Origin of the sequence: Saccharothrix hoggarensis (genome assembly GCF_042678885.1) — a bacterium.
In the GTDB taxonomy this organism is placed as follows: Bacteria; Actinomycetota; Actinomycetes; order Mycobacteriales; family Pseudonocardiaceae; genus Actinosynnema; species Actinosynnema hoggarensis.
The window spans coordinates 1-17980 of sequence record NZ_JBHTLK010000142.1 but is presented as its reverse complement, the minus strand read 5'-3'; the positions used below and the strand labels follow the sequence as shown (position 1 = coordinate 17980).

Below are 17980 nucleotides of genomic sequence, written 5' to 3'. Positions count from 1 at the left end.
CGCGCTGGCGGGGTTGCGGGCGCTGGTGGCGCCCCTGCGGCCCCCGGACAAGGCGGCGGAGCCCGAGGCGCCGATGGACGAGTACGCCGCGCGGACCCGGGCGGACGGGTTGCCGGCGGACCGGTGGCTGCGGACCCACGTCCGCGCCGGCGGGCGGGTCGAGGGCGTCGCGTGGTGCTCGTCCACCGTGCAGGCGACGTTGGCGCGCTGGCGGGAGTGGACCGGGTTGCCGTTCGACCGGGACGGGCCGGTGGTCGTGCCCGGCGCGCTCGCCCCGGTGCACGTGTCGACGGCGCAGAACGCGGCCGTGTACGTCGAGGCGAACGTGTGGGTGTCCCACGCCGTGCCGGCGGGTTAGGCGGGCTGCCACTCCACGCAGGTCGGGCGCTGCGCCGTGGCCAGGAAGTCCTTCAGCGCGGCCGCCAGGACCCCCACCGGCACGCCCGCGCCCGCCGGGTAGTCGACGTACTCGGAGCGGTACTCGGGGGACGCCGGGTCGCCTTGCAACGTCGAGTAGTCGTGGTCCGGGTCGGCGTAGGTGAGGTAGCCGAAGCCGGCGTGGATGGCCGCCGCGACGTCGTGGTCGGGGATCTTGGTCGAGCCGGGGGAGCCGAGCAGGCCCTCGGTGTCGGTGATGAGCTCGCGGTCCTGGTGCTCGATCACCGCCGGGCCGGCGCCGGGCTCGGCGAGTCGGCTGAGGAGGGTGTCGACGTCCTCGGGCGCGCTGACGGTCAACTCGTCGGCGGCGTCGGCGTCGTTCACGTCGTTGATCGGCCACACAGCCGTGAAACTCATGGACCGAATCATCGCAGTGGACGCGGTGAGTGACCACCCGAGGTGCGGTGTTGGGCCGTTGGGGTGGAGTCGGATTATCGCACTGGTTTTGCGATCAACCAGTGCGGCAACCTGTCCGCCATGTCCGCGCTCGGGCGATCCACTGAAGCGACCGCACCTCGTCCTGACGGCGAGCGTCAGCGGTTCCTGCGTAGCGTCTGTGCCGTGACGGGGTCACGGCAGATTTCGTGGAACGTGCTCAAGAACCCGCAGGCAGACCGTCAGACGGGAAGGTCATAACACCTCGCGCCACGCCCACGGCGGACAGGGACGTCACCTCAGGGCTGCCAGGAACGTCGTCCAGGCGGTGTGGGGGACGGTGAGGATGCCGGTGGTCGGCGACTTGCTGTCGCGGACGGCCACGGCGGTGGAGGTGTGAGCCACTTCGACGCAGCTGGAGTTCCCGCCGCTGTGGCTCGCCTTGCGCCACGCCACTTCGACGCAGTCCGAGTTCCCGCCGCTGAAAGCCGATTTACGCCAGGTTCCGAAGGTCAGCTCCGACGCTCCCATTCGCTGTGCTCCTCCTTGACGTACTTCCGCAGCAGGGCCAGCGAGTCCGGCACGCTGAGCGCAGCGCCGCACAAGTGCTGGAACGCCAGCCTATACCGCTCCACCTCGGCTTCTTCCTCCAAGAAGAGGGTGCCAGTCAGGTGGTCGATCGCGACCGTGCCGTAGCCGTCGTCGAACCGGAAGCAGTCGAACGGCACGCCCATGGCGATGTGCTCGCCGGCGCGTGTGGGAATGATCTGGAACTGCACGTTCGGCAGTGAAGCCGCCTCCAGCAAGCGGGTCAGCTGGGCGATGTGCACGTCCCGACCGCCGACCGCGCGGAGGACGGCGTCCTCGGTGATCACCGCCCAGACGTCGAGGCTGCCGTCGAGCACCCGGTCTTGGCGCTTGACGCGCAGTTCAACGCGTTGTTCGAGGACGGCCTCTCCGATGCCGGGGTTGGCGGCGCGGATGACGGTGCGGGCGTAGTCCTCGGTCTGGAGGAGACCGGGCACCAAGTCGATCTGGTAGTTCGACACGGCCACCGCGTCGGTCTCCAGCTCCACGAAGTCGATGTTCTCCGGGTTCGCCGACTCGTCGTACACCTGGTACCAGCCGCGGGTTTTCGCGGTCCTGGCGAGGTTGACCATGCTCTCCACGGTCGCCCGGCCCGCGCCGTACAGCTCGCACAGCATCCGCACCTCGTCGGGCTTCGCGCCCAACTGGCAGATCTCCATCTTGGTGATCTTGGGCTGCTTGCAGCCGAGGTGGTCGGCGGCGTCCTCCAGGGACAGGCCCGACTTGAGCCGGAGCTGGCGGAGGCGACGGGCGAGGCGACGCTGCTTGGGAGTCACGTTCCCTCGATCGGGTGAAGATTTGGAATGCGATTCCACAGTAGCTTGCGTGGAATCGAAGGTTGCAGCAACCTAGCAGAACTCGATTCCACCGATAGAGGAGGGTGTTGTGGCTGTTCAGGTGGCCTTCGTCCGGGGTGACACGCCGCTGCGGGCGTGGGTGGACGACGAGACCGGGACGGTCTGCCTCTCGATCGGCCCACCGCCGGGCCAGGTGGTCCTCGGCCTCACCACGAACGGCGCGGACCGGTTGCTGGACGCCGTCCAGCGCGAGCTGAAGATTCTCGACCCGTCCGGCTTCGACTGCGACGACTGCCTGGACACGGGCGAGCAGGGGAACCCCGTGGCACGTGGCGCGGTGAGCCTCCGCGCCTGTCACTGCCCGGCGGCGCGCCGGTAGGCCAGGAGCGTCCGCTCCGCCGTCTTCCGCCACGTGAACTCGGCCGCGTGCGTCCGCCGCGCCGCCTGGGCGGCCGGGGTGGGCGGGGCTTCGACGGCGTCCACCATGGCCGACGCCAACGCCTCCACGTCACCGATCGGCACGTGCACCGCGTGCCCGCCGGCCACCTCGCGCAACGCCGCCACGTCCGTGCACACCACGGGCACGTTGCACGCCAACGCCTCCAGCACCGGCAGCCCGAAGCCCTCGTCGCGCGACGGCAGCACGAGCGCCGCGGCCCCCGCGACGACGCTCCTCAGGTCGACGGCGTTCAGGTACCCGGTCCGCACGACCCGGTCGTCCGCGCTGATCGCGTGCGGCCCGGCCAGGACGAGCGGCGGCAGGGACGGGCGGGTCGCGTGCGCCGCCAGGAGCGTGCCCAGGCCCTTGCGCGGCCCGCCGGCGCCGACGAACAGCAGGTACTCGGACGGCAGGCCGAGGCGTGAGCGCAGGGCCGGCGACGGCGCACGGGCGGCGAACCACGCCGGGTCCACGCCCAGCGGCGTCACGACGATCTTCGACTCGGGCACGCCGAGCCGTTCCGCGACCACCTCGGCCACAGCACGGGTGGGCGTGCAGACGACGTCCGCCCTGGTCGCCGACTTCTGCACCAGTTCGGGGAGCCGCCGGTCGGACGGGGGCAGGTCGCCGGGGGCGTCGAGGAACGCCAGGTCGTGGATGGTGGTCACGCCGCCGGCGCCGATCGTGGGCGGCAGCACGAAGTTGGTGGCGTGCATGACGTCCGTCGGCCCGGCCAGGAACTCCACCGGCGGGAACGGCACCCGCAGCCAGAACTGCCGCAGCAGCCGCGCCGACACGGGCAGGCCGCGCGCCACGACGTCGTGCGGCAGCACGGTCCGCAGCGCCCGCCACCCGCGCAGCGTGAACGCCACCGCCCGCACGTCGACCTCGTCCAGCATCGACGCCAGCTCCTCGGCCAGCGCCGCCGTGTACCGGCCGATGCCGGTCCGGTGCCCGAGCAGCGGGGTGCCGTCGATCAGCACCCGCAGCGGCCTAGCCACGGCCGCGCAACTTCTTCAGCACCCGGCCGGTCGCCCGCCGGGCCACCTCGCCGGGACCGCCGGCGCTGAGGTACTCCTTGACCAGCGCCACGTCCCGCTGCACCTTCTCCCGCCGCCCGAGCGGCCGGTTGCGCACCATGAACGACGACCCCGGCAGCCGGTCGGCGGCGGGCCGCGGGTTGCGGCAGAACGCCGTCAACGGCGCCAGCACGTTCTCCCAGGTGAACCGCTCCCGCACGGCCGCGATCCGCTCGACGCAGCCGGCCGCGAACTCGGCGTCGTACATGACCTTCTCCAGCGCGTCGGCCAGCGCGTCGGCGTCCTCCGACGGCACCACCACGCCGAGGCGCTCGGCGCGCACGAGGTCGGCGAACGAGTCGCCGTCCGTGGTGACGATCGGCAGCCCGGCCCACAGGTAGTCCAACACCCTGGTCCGGAACGCGAACGTCGTCTCCACGTGCTCGTAGTGCGTGGTCACGCCCGCGTTCGCGTCGAGGAGCCAGTTCTGCCGGTCCTGGTAGGGCACCCACGTCTCGTTGAAGAACACGTGCGACCCGACGAGGTCGAGCCGCTTGGCCAACGCGCGGGTCTGCCCGGCGATGTCCATGTCCGGCACCTCGGGGTTCGGGTGCTTCATGCCGAGGAACACCAGCCGCGCGTCCGGCCGGCGCGACCGGAGCCGGTCCACGGCCCGCACCAGCGTCAGCGGGTCGAACCAGCTGTAGACGCCGCCCGCCCACAGCACGACCTTGTCCGACTCGCCGAGGCCCAACGTCGAGCGCAGGCCCGGCCCGGTGCGCTCCGGCGGCTTGCCGGGCAGCCCGAACGGCACCTCGGCGAGCAGCGACCGGACGGTGGGGTCGTTGTCGTAGAGCGAGGGGGTGAGCCGGCCCAGCGCGGTCAGGTGGCCGAGCCAGAAGTGGCGCTGCCGCTCCGACGCGCACAGGAAGAAGTCGCCGCGCGCCAGCTGGTCGTTGATGACCTTCGTGACCCCGACCAGGTCCAGCTCGCGCTGCTCGTCGCTCGCGTCCTTGCCCTGTTCGAGGAGTTCGAGGTGCATCGGGTCGTAGATGTCGCAGACCACGACCTTCGTGGACGACGGCTTCTTCAGCTCGGGCACGAATTCCAGCACGTGGCCCTGCACCACGATGACGTCCGCCCACTCGACCTGCGCGCCGAGGTCGCGCCGGGCGACCCGCAGGACGGGGAACGCGGCCTCGGGCGGCGCGCACAGCGGGTTGATCGTGACCAGCCGCACCTCGTGCTCGGCGGACAGCACGTCGGCCATGTTCCACGCCCGGATCGCGGGGCCGGCCATCTTCTCGGAGATCGCGTCGCCGGTGACCACCAGCACCCGGCGCGGCCGGCCGAACACCTCGTCCAGCCCGAACACCTCGACCAGCACGTCGTGCGCGGCGAGGTAGCGGGGCAGCGGGTAGGCGGGCTCCATCGCCTTGCGCATCAGCGGCACGAGGTCCGCGTCCGACACGCGGCGCGCGGCCTGCTCGGCCTTGCGCGACTCGGCCAGCGACGGCAGCAGCTCCACGAACTGGTCGATCGCGAGGAGCCCGGCCAACGCCTGGCGCGACACCGGCACGGGCGCCCGGTCGTCGGCGGGGTCGGCGGGACGGCGCGTGATCTCCAGCTGGGTGGCGTCCAGCTCGCCGCGCGCGGTCGCCCGGCGGACCGCCAGGGCCAGCGCGGCGGGCAGCACCCTGGCCAGCGTCTCGTCGGAGAAGTTCTTGTACAGCGCGGCGAGTGCGTTGCGCTCCAGCAGGTACAGCTCACGACTGCTGTCCACTGTGGACATCGATGCGTGGTGCTTGTGGTAGGTCAGGGACGTCGGCACGTACCGGACGCGCCAGCCGCGCAGGTTCATCCGCCAGCCGAGGTCGACGTCCTCGTAGAACATGAAGAACCGCTCGTCGAACCCGCCCAGCTCGCGGAACAGGCCGGTCCGCGCCACGAGCGCCGAGCCCGTGCCGAACAGCACGTCGCGCGGCGTGTCGTGGCTGCCGTCGTCCGGCAGGCCGGCGTGCCGCTTGTAGCCCATGCCGAACCAGGTGAGGCCCGCGTCCACGAAGTCGATCTCGCGGCCGTCCCAGTCGAGGACCTTGCTCGCCACCGCGCCGACGGACGGCTCGGCGCGCAGCACCCGCACCGCCTCGCGCAGCCAGTCCCGGTGGGGGCGGGCGTCGTTGTTGAGGAACGCGACGACCGAGCCGCGCGCGCTCCGCACGCCCAGGTTGCAGCCGCCGGCGAAGCCGAGGTTGGCCGGGGACTCGATCACCTCGGCGTCCGGCACGGCGGTGCGGATGCGGTCCGCGCCACCGTCGCCCGAGGCGTTGTCGACCACGACGACCTGGAGTTTGTCCGCCGGGTAGCTCAGGTCGCCGAACAGCGAGCGCAGGCAGGTGATGGTGTCGTCGGCGCCGCGGTAGTTGACCACGACCACCGTCACGTCAGGCAGGGTCCCTTGCTCCACGCGCTAACTCTGCCTCATCACGCTCCGCAGCGTGCGGTGAAGGTGCGTTATGCCTCGACCAGGGCGTCCGCGGGTCGCGCCCGTCCGACCACCCGACGCTCCCCTAACGGCCCGCCCACTCCCGCCACACCACGCGCCGGTCCACGGTCGCACGCCGGCCGATCCGCCATCGCTGGATCACCGTGACCGGCAGCCTCGCCAGCACCTCCAGCAGCACCTGCAGGCGCAGCGGGACGCGGAAGTTGCCGGCGTCGGGCACGTTCCGCCGGACCGGCAGCAGGGCGGTGATCGCGGCGAACCGGGCCACCTCGCGCGCCGCCGCGGCCAGGGGGGCGCAGCGCAGCAGCGTCAGCAGCCGGTTGCGCTCGTTCCAGCGGTGGAACCGGCGGGAGCCGGGGTTGGTGCTGGCGCCGTGCCGGTGGCGGACCCGCGCCGGCCCGACCGACAGCACCCGGTGGCCCGCGAGCCGCAGCCGCCACGCCGTGTCGGTGTCCTCGTAGTAGCAGAAGAACGCGGCCGGGACGCCGCCGACGTGGTCGAGGGCGTCCTTGCGGAGCAGGGCCGCGCCGCCGCAGAAGCCGAACACCTCGCGCCCGGCGAGGAGCAGGTCGGCGCCGTGGCCGTCGGCGGTGAGCCGCACGCCGACCGACTGGGTCGAGCCGTCGGGCAGCACCATGGACGCGGTCGCGGCGGCGGCGTCCGGCGTCGCGTCGAGGGCGTCCTCGAGGGCGGCCAGCCAGCCGTCGTCGGGCGTCGCGTCGTCGTTCAGCCAGGCCACGTACCGGGTGCCGACCAGCGGCAACGCCGCCGCGAGACCACCCGCGTACCCCCGGTTGACGGGCAGGCGCAGCACCTCGGGGCGGCTCGGGTGGGCCGCGACCAGGGCGGCCGTGCCGTCGTCGGACGCGTTGTCCACCACGAGTGTCCGGTGTGGACGTTGCCGGGCGAGGGCGTCGAGGCAGGCGGTGATGTGCTCGCGGCCCCGCCACGTCACCACGACGACCGTCGTGCTGGGGATCGACACGGCGTGAGACGGTACGCGATGTGCCGAACCTCGTCGTGCTGACCGAGCAGTTGCTGGCGCCGGTGCCGGGCGGCACCGGCCGGTACACGCGCGAGCTGGCCGCCGCCCTGGCCGCCACCGCGCCGGACGGGTGGACCGTCACCGGGGCCGTGAGCAGGCACTCCGACGTGTCGGCGGCCGAGGTGCCCGGCGTGCTCGGCCCCAGGGTGCTGCCGCTGCCCCGGCGTGCGCTGATCGCGGCGTGGGAGCGGGGCGTGCCGTACTGGCCCGGCGGCGACTCGGTGCACGCCTTCACGCCGTTCGCGCCGCCGCGCGGGCGGGTGGTGGTGACCGTGCACGACACCGTGCCGTGGACCCACCCGGAGACGTTGACGCCGCGTGGCGTGGTGTGGCACCGGCGGGTGATCGGGCGGGTCGTGGCGCGGGCCGGCGCGGTCGTCGTGCCCACGTCGGCGGTGGCCGACGAGCTGCGGCGGCACGCGCCCGGACCGGCGCCCGTCCACGTGGTGGGCAACGGCGTGACGGCGTTCCCGGCGGAGGAGCCGGTGGACGTGCCGCCCCGGTACGTGCTGGCGATCGGCACCGTCGAGCCGCGCAAGGGCTTCGACCTGCTCGCCGACGCCACCGCCGAGCTGGACGTCCCGCTCGTCGTGATCGGCCCGCAGGGGTGGGGCGGGGTGGACCTGCGCGCGCCCCACGTCCACCTGCTGGGACGGCTCGGGGACGCGCAGCTGGCCTTCGTGCTGCGGCGGGCGTCCGTGCTGGCCGCGCCCAGCCTGGCCGAGGGGTTCGGGCTGCCCGTGGTGGAGGCGATGGCGGCCGGCGTGCCCGTGGTGCACTCCGACGCGCCGGCGCTGGTGGAGGTGGCCGGGGGAGCGGGGGTGGCGGTGACGCGCGGTGACCGCGAGGCGCTGGTCACGGGGCTGCGCGCGGTGCTGTCCGACCCCGGCCTCGCCGAGCGGCTGGTCACCGCGGGCCGCGCCCGAGCCCGCGCGTTCACCTGGGAGAACGCCGCCCGGTCGGTGTGGGCCATCCACCTCGGGTTGCGTGATTAACCCACCGTTTGCACCATTCCCGGCCAAGCCGCACGTCGCCCGCCGTACCCTTCAGCGCGTGTCACCCGTCGAACCCAGCGTGCTGATCGACGCCACCGCCGTCCCCGCCGACCGAGGTGGCGTCGGACGGTACGTGGACTCCCTGGTGGCCGCCCTGGACTCGGACGGGGCGCGGCTCAGCGTGGTGTGCCAGCCCCGGGACGCCGAGCTGTACACGTCCCTCGCGCCGAGGTCCCGCGTCATCCCGGCGGCGGACGCCGTGGCGACCCGCACGGCCCGCCTGACCTGGGAGCAGACGACGCTGCCGCGGCTCGCCGCCCGCCTCGGCGTCACCGTCGTGCACTCGCCGCACTACACCGTGCCGCTGGCGAACCGGGCGGCCTCCGTCGTGACGCTGCACGACGCGACCTTCTTCACCGACGCGGTGCTGCACTCGTCGGTGAAGGCGCGGTTCTTCCGGGCCTGGACGCGGGCGTCGCTGCGGCGCGCCGCGCTGTGCATCGTGCCGTCGCGGGCGACGGCGGACGAGCTGACCCGCGTGGCCGGCGCGGACCGGCGGCTCCTGCACATCGCGCAGCACGGCGTGGACACCGAGCGGTTCCACCCGCCCACGCCCGAGGAGGTCGTGGCGGTCCGGCGGATGCTGTCGCTGGGCGACGCGCCGTACGTGGCGTTCCTGGGCGCCCTGGAGCCGCGCAAGAACGTCCCGGCGCTCATCCGCGGGTTCGCGCAGGCGTGCCGCGACCGGCCCGACCCGCCCGCGCTGGTGCTCGCCGGGCAGCCCGGCTGGGACAGCCAGGTGGAACGCGCGCTGGACGCCGTGCCGCACCGCATCCGCGTGCTCCGGGCCGGCTACCTGCCGTTCCCGTCGCTGGCCGGGTTCCTCGGCGGCGCGGAGCTGGTGGCCTACCCGTCGCTGGGCGAGGGGTTCGGCCTGCCCGTGCTGGAGGCGATGGCCTGCGGCGCGGCCGTGCTGACCACCCGGCGGCTCAGCCTGCCCGAGGTGGGCGGCGACGCGGTGGCGTACTGCGGCGTCGGCGCGGGCGACATCGCGGCGGCGCTGGCCGAGCTGCGGGACGACCCGGCCCGGCGCGACGCGCTGGCCGCGGCCGCGGTGGTGCGGGCGAAGGACTTCTCCTGGTCCACGTCGGCCGCCCGCCACCGCGTGGCCTACGAGCGCGCGGTCCGCAACCACCGCCGCTGACGTCCCGCCACATCGCGCGCGACCAGCTCACGGGCCGGTGCCGGCGGCATCGCGGGATCGCTCGCCGCCGCCGTGACCAGGGAAGTCGTCGCGCGGACAGCACGCGGCGGAGTATCAGCACCTCGCGGTCGGCGACGATCGGCGGCGTCCCGGTGGATTTCGATACCCCCTGGGGGTATGGTGTACGGCATGAAGGCAACCTGGTCCATGGCAATCTCCGCGACGCTGCACTGCCTCACCGGCTGCGCCATCGGCGAAGTGCTCGGCATGGTCATCGGCACGGCCATCGGCCTGCCCAACTGGGGCACCGTGGTGCTGGCCGTGACGTTGGCGTTCTTCTTCGGCTACGCGCTCACCCTGCGCGGCGTGCTGAAGACCGGCGTCGGCTTCGGCGCGGCGGTCAAGGTGGCGCTCGCCGCCGACACCGTGTCCATCGCCGTGATGGAGGTCGTCGACAACGCGATCATGCTGGCCGTGCCCGGCGCGATGGAGGCCGGCGTGTCGAGCCTGCTGTTCTGGGGCGCGCTCGCGTTCTCCCTCGCGGTGGCGTTCGTGGTGACCGTGCCGGTGAACCGGTGGCTGATCTCGCGCGGCAAGGGGCACGCCGTCGTGCACCACGCCCACCACCACTAGGGTGGCCGGCGTGACGCGTTACGGAGACGGGCTGGCGGTGGTGACCGTCACCTACTCGCCCGGTGAAACACTGGACACCTTCCTGTCCACGTTGTCGTCGGCGACCACCCGGCCGGTGTCGGTGGTGCTGGCGGACAACGGGTCCACCGACGGCGTGCCGGAACGCGCGGCCGCGGAGCACGAGCACGTGACGTTCCTGCCGACCGGCGGCAACCTCGGGTACGGCGCGGGCGCCAACCGCGGCGTCGCGTCGCTGCCCGACTCGGTCGGCTGGGTCGTCGTGGCCAACCCGGACCTGTCGTGGGGTGTCGGCAGCCTGGACGCGCTGCTGGAAGCCGCCAAGCGGTGGCCGCGCGGCGGCGCGTTCGGGCCGTTGATCCGGGAACCGTCCGGCGCCCTCTACCCGTCCGCCCGCCTGCTGCCGTCGTTGGGCCGCGGCCTCGGGCACGCCGTGTTCTCGCACCTCTGGCCGTCGAACCCGTGGACGCGCCAGTACCGGCAGGAGCAGGCGGCGCCGGAGGAGCGCACCGCGGGCTGGCTGTCCGGGTCGTGCCTGCTGCTGCGGCGCGAGGCGTTCGACTCGATCGACGGCTTCGACCCCCGCTACTTCATGTACTTCGAGGACGTCGACCTGGGCGACCGCCTCGGGCGCGCCGGCTGGCTGAACGTCTACGTCCCCGAAGCCGAGGTCGTGCACATCGGCGGCCACTCCACCCAGCGCTCGTCGAACCGGATGCTGGCCGCCCACCACTCCAGCGCCTACCGCTACCTGGCCGACCGCCACCGCGGCCCGCTGTGGGCGCCGGTCCTCCTGGCCGTCCGCCTCGGCCTCGGCCTCCGGCTGCGCCTGCTGACCCGCAAGGCTCGCTGAGCCGATCCGGTGATCACCGGCCAACCGCCTCCGTGACGCGGTCGCCGTCCGGATGATATCCGGATGCGTCGCTCCTACTCGTACACCGACGCGGTGAAGCTGCTCGGCGGCGACACCGGGCTCGTCAAGTTGCTCGACCACGTCTCGGCGGCGGCCGTGCTGGCGACGGGTGGGATCGACCTGCTCGACGCGCGGACCGAGGTGGTCCGCGTCGGCAAGCAGGTCCTGTCGACGGTGCGCGAGCGGGCGAACGGCCTGCACCGCGTCGACCGGACCCGGTTGCTCGAAGCCGCGCACGGCATCGTCGTGACGACCTCGTTCTTCGAGGCGGTGGACGAGGTCGGGCTCCCGTTCGACGTCAGGATCGGCAAGGGCGAGCAGTTGGCCCTGGTCGGCGCGGACCGGCCGGCGTCGAAGCGCAAGGTGGACCTCGTCGCGGCGCTGCTGCGCGCCGAGATCCCGCTGCCGAGCCCGGATCAGCCGCCGGAGACCGTCGCCTCGCATCTCACGGCGTTCTACGAGGACAAGGTCAGCGAGGTCGTCGACTTCCTCAGCGGCTTCGAAGCCTGGTACGCCCTGACGCCGGACGAGCACGCCTGCTTCGGCAAGGCGACGGTGCTCGAAGTGCCGGAGATCGCCCTGGCCCGCTACCGGGCGCACTACCGGCAACTGGCGTTGGACTGCCCGGAGTTCGCGGTGTGGACGACGGGCATCGAGCACGCCGCGACCCGTTCCGAGATCCGCGGGCAGCGGACGGCGTTGGAGGACATGCGGGACCTGCTGGCACGGCTCGCGGGCTCCCAGGCGCCGGACGAGCGCCGGAACGCGCTGGCCCGCACCTACCGCGCCGTCCTGCGCCGCCCGATCGTGGACGGCGACGTCCCGGCCTGGCTGGTCCTGCCGACGTTGGAGCAGGCGTACGTGTCGCCGAGCTTCAAGGCCGTCCAAGTCCGCCAGGGTGACGACGTCAGCCAGGAGAGCTGGTGGTCGCCGCAACCGGTCCGTTCCGACCTGGACGACTACCTCGCCGGCTACCTCACCTCGTCGCAGGCGACGGTGGAACCCCTCGTCGTGCTGGGGCAACCCGGCGCGGGCAAGTCGCTGCTAACGAAGATGCTGGCCGCGCAGCTGCCGCCGGAGGACTTCCTGCCTATCCGGGTGGTGCTGCGGGACGTGCCCGCCGACGCCACGTTGCAAGAGCAGGTCGAGGACGCCATCACGCGCGCGACGGGCGAGCGGTTGAACTGGCCCGACCTCGCCCGGGCCGCCGCGCCCGCCGTCCCCGTCGTCCTGCTGGACGGCTTCGACGAACTGCTCCAGGCCACCGGCGCCAGCAGGTCCGACTACCTGGCGCAGGTGCGCGAGTTCCAGCGCCGCGAGTCCGACCAGGGACGTGCGGTGATCGTCGTCGTGACCAGCCGCACCGCCGTGGCGAACCGCGCCCGGTTCGCCGGTTCCACCGTGGTGCTGAAGGTGGAGCCGTTCGGCGACGAGCAGGTGCGTCGCTGGCTGGAGGTGTGGAACTCCGCCAACCCCGGAGCGGTGCTGGACCCGGAGGTGGCGTTGAGGTTCGAAGACCTCGCCGGCCAACCACTCCTGTTGTTCATGCTCGCGCTGTACAACGCGGACGGGAACGCGTTGCGGGAGGAGGACGGCGCCGAACTCGCCGAGGCGACCTTGTACGAGGAGCTGTTGACCCGGTTCGCACGCCGTGAGGTCGCCAAAAGCCTTCAAGGGGCGCTCGAAGACCAAGTCGCCGAAGCCGTGGAAGAGGAGCTGAAACGGCTCTCGGTGATCGCGTTCGCGATGTTCAACCGGGGCGTGCAGTGGATTGACGAGACCGAACTCGACGATGACCTGAACGCCCTGTTGTCGACCGGGGTGCGAGGTGGCCCGGACCGGCGACTCCGCCTGACGTCGGCCCAGTTGGCGGTGGGCCGGTTCTTCTTCGTCCACGCGGCCCGGGCGGCGCACGGCGGCCGGGTGTTGCAGACGTACGAGTTCCTGCACGCCACGTTCGGCGAATACCTCGTCGCCCGACTCGTCCACCGCGTGTCGCTCGACGTCCTCGAGAGGAAGCGGCTGGCGTCGGCGTCCCGGTACGGCGGTCAGGAGGCCGGTGCGGGTTGGCTGGAACCGGTGTTGTCGTTCGCGCCGCTGACCACCCGCGCGCCCGTGCTCTCATTCCTGCGGGAGCTGTTCACAGGGACTCCCGAAGCGGACCGCGTGGCGATGTACGACCTGTTCACCGGTCTGGTGGGGACGGCCCAGCACCACCCGCCCGGCACCGAACACCCGGATTACACGCCCAGGGGCTTGCCTGTCGCTCGGCGCATCGCGGCTTACACGGCGAACCTGGTCGCGCTCACCGTCGTGGTGCGCGGGCGGTTGGCGGTGGCGGACCTCGACCGGAACACGTCCGCACGGGACGCCTGGCAGGCTTTGACGCTGCTGTGGCAGTCGCAACTCGCCGCAGAGGAGTGGGACAGCCTCACCACGGAACTGAGCGCCGACCACGACGGATCGCGGTTGGAGATCGTGGCGGACGACAGGTGGCCGTTCCGGCGAGTCGACCTGGCCTCGCTGTTCGACCTTGACGTGAGCTCCGGGCATCCGCCGTTCTTCATGCTGGAATCTCTTGCCGGGATGCGCCAGTGGGAGAACCTCCGCGCGTCTCGGCACGGGGGCCATGCCCTGCACACCCTTGAACCACTGATGCACGAGTTCGATCACACCCTCGACCTGGTCGTGGAGCACCAAGGGCGGACTGTCTCACTCGCCTATCTGCTGGTGACGGCGCTGGCCGCATCCGACGCGGAGCAGCGGCTCGGGGCGTACACCACCGCACTCTCGGTGGTCTTCAGCGAGCTCGTCGCCTTGGGCGGCCGTTATCGGACAGTGCTCTTCAGCGCCCTGTCCCACGACCCGGCGGTCACCGTGGACCTACTCGAACAGGTGGTCGCGTACGGCATGGAAGACCTGCAGGTCGCATTCGCGCCATTGGTCGGATGCGCGTTGCGCCTGTTGTCGAAGGTCGGCGCCTCCCACGCCGGCGCGGTGAAGTTGCTCGACGACCTGTTCTCGGCGTCGAGCCCTCTCAACTGGCCGATCCAAGTCGCCGAAACGTTGGTCTGCTTCATCGAGTTGAGGATCCGGATCGGAATAGGCGCAGAGGTGCGAATCTTCCAGGACCTTCCGGCGCTGTTGCGGCAACTCGATCTTGACGCGATCATCGAGTACGACAAGGGCCTGTTCGCACGGTTGACGCGAGCGGTCGAGTCGGTCGGACTCGGTGATCACATGGCGCGGTAGTCGCGGGGGGCGAAGCGGGGACCGAAGCGCGGCTTCCGGAAGCCCGAGGCGAGCACGTACCGGACGGCGCGGTGGCGTTGCGGGACGTACGGGGACAGGACGTCGGCCATGCCGTCGTCGTCCAGCGGTCCCCCCGTCAACGCCCAGCCGACCAGCCCCGCCAGGTGGAAGTCGCCGAAGCTCACGGCGTCCGGGTCGCCCCACGCGCGCTGCGCCACCTCGGCCGCCGTCCACACGCCGACGCCCGGCACCTTGCGCAGCAGGTCCCGGCCCGCCTCACCGCCCAGCTCGGCCGCCCGCTCCAACCGGTGCGCCACCTGCGCCGCCGCGATCAACGCCCGCCGCCTGCCGCCGTCCACGCCGGCGCGGTGCCACTCCCAGTCGGTGACGCCCAGGATCGCCCTCGGCGTCGGCGGCACGCACATGCCGGTGACACCCGGCGCGGGTGTGCCGAACCTCCGGCACAGCTCGCGGTACGAGCGGAACGCCTCGGTGCTCGTCACCTTCTGCTCCAGGATCGCGGGCAGCAGCGAGTCCCAGACCCGGCCCGTCCGGCCGAGCCGGATGCCGGGCGACCGCCGCCGCGCCTCCGCGATCAACGGGTGGTGGCACTCGAACGCCGAGTCGTCGTCCTCCGCGCCCAGCAACGCGGGCAGCCCGTCGAGCAGCCACTCCGCGCCGTCACCCCACGCGTCCGCCTCCACCACGCCGGCCGCGCGGCGGACGTGCAGGGTGCCCGGCCCGACCGGCGTGTTCGCCGCCAGCCACACGCCGTCCCCGGCGCGGAACGCGAGGTCCGCCGGCCCGCGCCGCAACGGCCCGAGCACCGCGCCGAGGTCCAGCGGGAACGGCGGCGACCACGTCCTAGGCACTAGACATCAGCGGAGAACCGCACTCCGCCCTCGGGCAGCACCACACCCGGCCACACCCTGGCCCCGCCGATCAGCTCGCACCGCGCGCCGACCACGGCGTTGTCGCCGATCACCGCGTCCACCACCACGGCGCCGGCCTGCACCAGCGCGTTCACGCCGAGCACGCTGCGCTCCACGCGCGCGCCCTCGCCGACCACCGCGCCGTCGAACAGCACCGAGCCGTCCACCACGGCGCCCGCCGCGACCGTGCAGCCCGCGCCGACCGTCGAACCGCCCGTGACGACGGCGTCCGCGTCCACGGCGGCGCCTCCCAGCACCACCGCGTCGCCCGTCAGCTCCAGCGCGGCGCTCGGCGCGACACCGCGCACCAGGTCGGCCGAGCCCTGCACGAACGCGGCGGGCGTGCCGAGGTCCAGCCAGTACGACGCGTCGACGTGCCCCTGCAACCGCGCGCCGGACGCGAGCAGCCCCGGGAACGTCTCCCGCTCCACCGACACCGGCCGACCGGCCGGGATGCCCTCGACCACCTCGCGGCGGAACACGTAGCAGCCCGCGTTGATCTGGTTCGTCGGCGGGTTCTCCGTCTTCTCCAGGAACGCGGTGACGCGGCCCTCCTCGTCCGTGGGCACGCAGCCGAACCGGCGCGGGTCGTCCACCCGGACCAGGTGCAGCGTCACGTCGGCCTCGGCCTCGCGGTGGGTGTCGACGACGGCGCGCAGGTCGACCCCGGACAGGATGTCGCCGTTGAAGACCACCACGTCGCGTTCGCGCAGCTTGTGGGCGACGTTGCGGATCGCGCCCGCGGTGTCCAGCGGCACGTCCTCGACCACGTACTCCAGCTCCAGCCCGAGCGACGCGCCGTCACCGAAGTGCTCCTGGAAGACCTCCGCCTTGTACGACGTGCCGAGCACGACGTGGCTGATGCCCGCTTCCCTGATCCGCGACAGCAAGTGGGTGAGGAACGGCACCCCGGCGGTCGGCAGCATGGGCTTGGGGGCGGACAGGGTCAGCGGTCGAAGCCGGGTTCCCTTGCCCCCGACCAGAACCACTGCCTCGGCGCCTTGCAGCTCCGACATGCCGTTTTTCCTCCTCCGCTTACTTCCACCCGTAGTTTGCGAATACTCTGGCACGAGCACTCCGGCGGCACGGGCGGTGGTCCCGTGCCGGCGGGCGTCACCGATCGGCACGCCGGCGTCCCAGCCGGCCCAAGGCACCCGCAGGAGAGATCCGGATGGACCCCCGCGCTCGGGCCGACGCGGCGCTCGCCCGTGCTCGTGCACGTGGCATCCACGTCGTCACGCCGGACAACATGACGTCCCCGATGGACTCGTCGGCGACCCAGCAGATCCCGCGCGCGGTGGTGAACGCGGCGGACCCGCGCGACAACGACCCGGACTCGACGATGGTCCTGGCCGCGCACGTCGCCGCGGGCCGGCCGGCGCCGCAGCACCAGCCCGCCGCCCAGCAGACCCAGCACCAGGCGCCGCAACCTGCCCAGCAGCCGGCCGCCGCCCAGCAGCCCAACGCCCAGCAGCAGGCCCACCAGCCCGCCCCGCCGCACCAGAACCAGCAGCAGCCGCCCCAGCAGCAGCACGGCCCCGAGACCCAGGAACTCCGCGTCGCCCCCGGCCCCGTGCCGACGGTCCAGCAGGTGCCCACCTCCCGGCCGTCGCTGTCGCAGCGCCTGTCGGGCGGCCAGGACCAGCACCGCCCCGGTCTGTCGCAGCGCCTCAACGGCGGCGGCGAGGGCTGATCACCCGACCGGGCGACGGCGCGACCCGAACCCGGCGACGCCTGACCGCTGAACGCCGCCAGAGCCCGGTGCGGCCGGCGCGGCCCGGCCCACCGGGGTCGAGCCGGTTCAGCGCAGTCGCGTCAGGGCGGCGGCGATCATCGGGCGCAGGTCGTCCACGTCGGGCGGCAGGGCGTCGAGCGGCCACCACCGCAGGTCCACCGACTCGGCACTGCGCGCCGCCCGCGCGTCGACCGGCGCGCGCACCAGGAACCGCACGTCGAAGTGACGGGTCGGCTTGCCCAGCGAGCACGTGATCGGGTGCACGTCCAGGTGGATCGGCTCGGGCTCGATCACCAGCCCGTCGATGCCCGACTCCTCCGTCGCCTCCCGCAACGCGGCGGCGGCCAGCGTGGTGTCGGACGGCTCGCAGTGCCCGCCCAGCTGGAGCCACCGGCCCACCCTCGGGTGCAGGGTGAGCAGCGTCTCGTCACCCGCCGCGTTGAGCACCAGCGCGGACGCCGTGAGGTGCCCCGGCTCGCACGACCGCAGGCACGCGTCCGGGCGGGCGGCGAGGAACCCCAGGTAGGCCTGGCGGAGCGACTCCTGGGTCGGGTCGGCGGGACGCCAGGCGCCCAGGGTCGACACGGCGTCGTCGTGCGGGCTCACAGCTCCAGGAACCTCTCGTCCACGTCACCGGCGGCACGCGGGGTCAGCTCCGACTCCGGGTGCCCGATCGCCACCGCGCCCAGCGGCTCCCAGTCGGTCGGCAGGTCGAGCACGTCCCGCACCACGTCGGCGCAGAAGATCGTGGACGACACCCAGCACGACCCGAGCCCTTCGGCGGCCAGCGCCACCAGCAGCCCCTGCACGGCCGCGCCGCCGGCGATGGTGAACATGGTGCGTTCCGCCGCCGACCGCCGCTCGTCCGGGTAGTCGTGCGCGCCGGCCCGCACCAGGAACGGCAGGACGATCTCCGGCGCGTTCCGCAGGAAGTCGCCGCGCGCCACCCGCGCCTCGACCCGCTCGTCGGACAGCCCGTCCGCGCGCAGGTCGGCCCGCCACTGCTCGCGCATCGCGTCCAGCAGGGCGTCACGCCGGGCGGTCGGCCGCACGAACCGCACCGGCCGCGTGTGGTGCGGCGCGGGCGCGGA

The 17980-nt window shown here is 73.0% G+C and carries 17 protein-coding genes and 1 pseudogene; 8 read left to right on the top strand and 10 right to left on the bottom strand.

What is annotated here, in order from left to right:
* Window positions 1-358 (top strand): annotated as a pseudogene (locus ACFQ3T_RS23770) (hypothetical protein); the annotation flags it as partial.
* On the opposite strand, the gene ACFQ3T_RS23765 reads toward ACFQ3T_RS23770, so the two are convergent.
* The 3 genes from ACFQ3T_RS23765 to ACFQ3T_RS23755 all read right to left on the bottom strand — a co-directional run bounded on the left by ACFQ3T_RS23765 (window position 355) and on the right by ACFQ3T_RS23755 (window position 2177).
* Window positions 355-795, bottom strand: coding sequence for an Imm1 family immunity protein (locus ACFQ3T_RS23765; protein WP_380725995.1), 441 nt, complete (start codon window positions 793-795; stop codon window positions 355-357). The pseudogene ACFQ3T_RS23770 and the gene ACFQ3T_RS23765 overlap by 4 nt on opposite strands.
* 312 nt (window positions 796-1107) lie before the next feature.
* The gene (locus ACFQ3T_RS23760) at window positions 1108-1344 is read right to left on the bottom strand and encodes a DUF397 domain-containing protein (protein ID WP_380725993.1); all 237 of its coding nucleotides are present in this window, start codon (window positions 1342-1344) and stop codon (window positions 1108-1110) included.
* Window positions 1326-2177, bottom strand: a complete 852-nt coding sequence (locus tag ACFQ3T_RS23755; protein WP_380725991.1) for a helix-turn-helix domain-containing protein — start codon at window positions 2175-2177, stop codon at window positions 1326-1328. The genes ACFQ3T_RS23760 and ACFQ3T_RS23755 overlap by 19 nt, the downstream gene beginning before the upstream one ends.
* Before the next feature lie 109 nt (window positions 2178-2286).
* Between ACFQ3T_RS23755 and ACFQ3T_RS23750 the strand changes: the two genes are divergently transcribed.
* Window positions 2287-2577 (top strand): hypothetical protein, encoded by a 291-nt coding sequence (locus tag ACFQ3T_RS23750; protein WP_380725989.1) that lies wholly within the window; start codon window positions 2287-2289, stop codon window positions 2575-2577.
* Here ACFQ3T_RS23750 and ACFQ3T_RS23745 read toward each other — a convergent pair.
* The 3 genes from ACFQ3T_RS23745 to ACFQ3T_RS23735 form a co-directional block, all read right to left on the bottom strand.
* Window positions 2553-3638 (bottom strand): glycosyltransferase family 4 protein, encoded by a 1086-nt coding sequence (locus ACFQ3T_RS23745; protein WP_380725987.1) that lies wholly within the window; start codon window positions 3636-3638, stop codon window positions 2553-2555. The two genes, ACFQ3T_RS23750 and ACFQ3T_RS23745, sit on opposite strands and share 25 nt — an antisense overlap.
* Window positions 3631-6123 carry a glycosyltransferase gene (locus ACFQ3T_RS23740; protein ID WP_380725985.1) on the bottom strand — a complete coding sequence of 831 codons (2493 nt, stop codon included), beginning with the start codon at window positions 6121-6123 and terminating at the stop codon, window positions 3631-3633. Before ACFQ3T_RS23740 ends, ACFQ3T_RS23745 begins: the two co-directional genes overlap by 8 nt.
* Before the next feature lie 103 nt (window positions 6124-6226).
* A complete protein-coding gene (locus ACFQ3T_RS23735; protein WP_380726001.1) occupies window positions 6227-7141 on the bottom strand; it encodes a glycosyltransferase family 2 protein in 915 nt (304 codons plus the stop codon).
* A gap of 26 nt (window positions 7142-7167) precedes the next feature.
* Here ACFQ3T_RS23735 and ACFQ3T_RS23730 point away from each other — a divergent pair, with 26 nt between their 5' ends.
* The 5 genes from ACFQ3T_RS23730 to ACFQ3T_RS23710 all read left to right on the top strand — a co-directional run bounded on the left by ACFQ3T_RS23730 (window position 7168) and on the right by ACFQ3T_RS23710 (window position 14222).
* Window positions 7168-8202, top strand: a complete 1035-nt coding sequence (locus tag ACFQ3T_RS23730; RefSeq protein WP_380725983.1) for a glycosyltransferase family 4 protein — start codon at window positions 7168-7170, stop codon at window positions 8200-8202.
* Between the two features lie 79 nt (window positions 8203-8281).
* Entirely contained in the window at window positions 8282-9406 is a 1125-nt protein-coding gene (locus tag ACFQ3T_RS23725) for a glycosyltransferase family 4 protein (protein WP_380725999.1), read from the top strand.
* A gap of 207 nt (window positions 9407-9613) precedes the next feature.
* A complete protein-coding gene (locus ACFQ3T_RS23720; RefSeq protein ID WP_380725997.1) occupies window positions 9614-10039 on the top strand; it encodes a DUF4396 domain-containing protein in 426 nt (141 codons plus the stop codon).
* Window positions 10040-10049: 10 nt separating this feature from the next.
* Window positions 10050-10910, top strand: a complete 861-nt coding sequence (locus ACFQ3T_RS23715) for a glycosyltransferase family 2 protein (protein WP_380725981.1) — start codon at window positions 10050-10052, stop codon at window positions 10908-10910.
* Between the two features lie 63 nt (window positions 10911-10973).
* Window positions 10974-14222 carry an NACHT domain-containing protein gene (locus tag ACFQ3T_RS23710; protein WP_380725979.1) on the top strand — a complete coding sequence of 1083 codons (3249 nt, stop codon included), beginning with the start codon at window positions 10974-10976 and terminating at the stop codon, window positions 14220-14222.
* Here the strand turns inward: ACFQ3T_RS23710 and ACFQ3T_RS23705 are convergent.
* Entirely contained in the window at window positions 14207-15094 is an 888-nt protein-coding gene (locus tag ACFQ3T_RS23705) for a DNA-3-methyladenine glycosylase family protein (RefSeq protein ID WP_380725977.1), read from the bottom strand. The two genes, ACFQ3T_RS23710 and ACFQ3T_RS23705, sit on opposite strands and share 16 nt — an antisense overlap.
* Window positions 15094-16170 carry a mannose-1-phosphate guanylyltransferase gene (locus tag ACFQ3T_RS23700; RefSeq protein ID WP_380725975.1) on the bottom strand — a complete coding sequence of 359 codons (1077 nt, stop codon included), beginning with the start codon at window positions 16168-16170 and terminating at the stop codon, window positions 15094-15096. The genes ACFQ3T_RS23705 and ACFQ3T_RS23700 overlap by 1 nt, the downstream gene beginning before the upstream one ends.
* Window positions 16171-16325: 155 nt before the next feature.
* Between ACFQ3T_RS23700 and ACFQ3T_RS23695 the strand changes: the two genes are divergently transcribed.
* Window positions 16326-16847, top strand: coding sequence for a hypothetical protein (locus ACFQ3T_RS23695; RefSeq protein WP_380725973.1), 522 nt, complete (start codon window positions 16326-16328; stop codon window positions 16845-16847).
* Between the two features lie 108 nt (window positions 16848-16955).
* On the opposite strand, the gene ACFQ3T_RS23690 is transcribed toward ACFQ3T_RS23695, so the two are convergent.
* Together ACFQ3T_RS23690 and ACFQ3T_RS23685 are read right to left on the bottom strand one after the other, a co-directional pair.
* Window positions 16956-17495 (bottom strand): NUDIX hydrolase, encoded by a 540-nt coding sequence (locus ACFQ3T_RS23690; protein WP_380725971.1) that lies wholly within the window; start codon window positions 17493-17495, stop codon window positions 16956-16958.
* The coding region (locus ACFQ3T_RS23685; RefSeq protein ID WP_380725969.1) for a nitroreductase family protein at window positions 17492-17980 on the bottom strand (489 nt) is incomplete at its 5' end. The genes ACFQ3T_RS23690 and ACFQ3T_RS23685, both read right to left, overlap by 4 nt.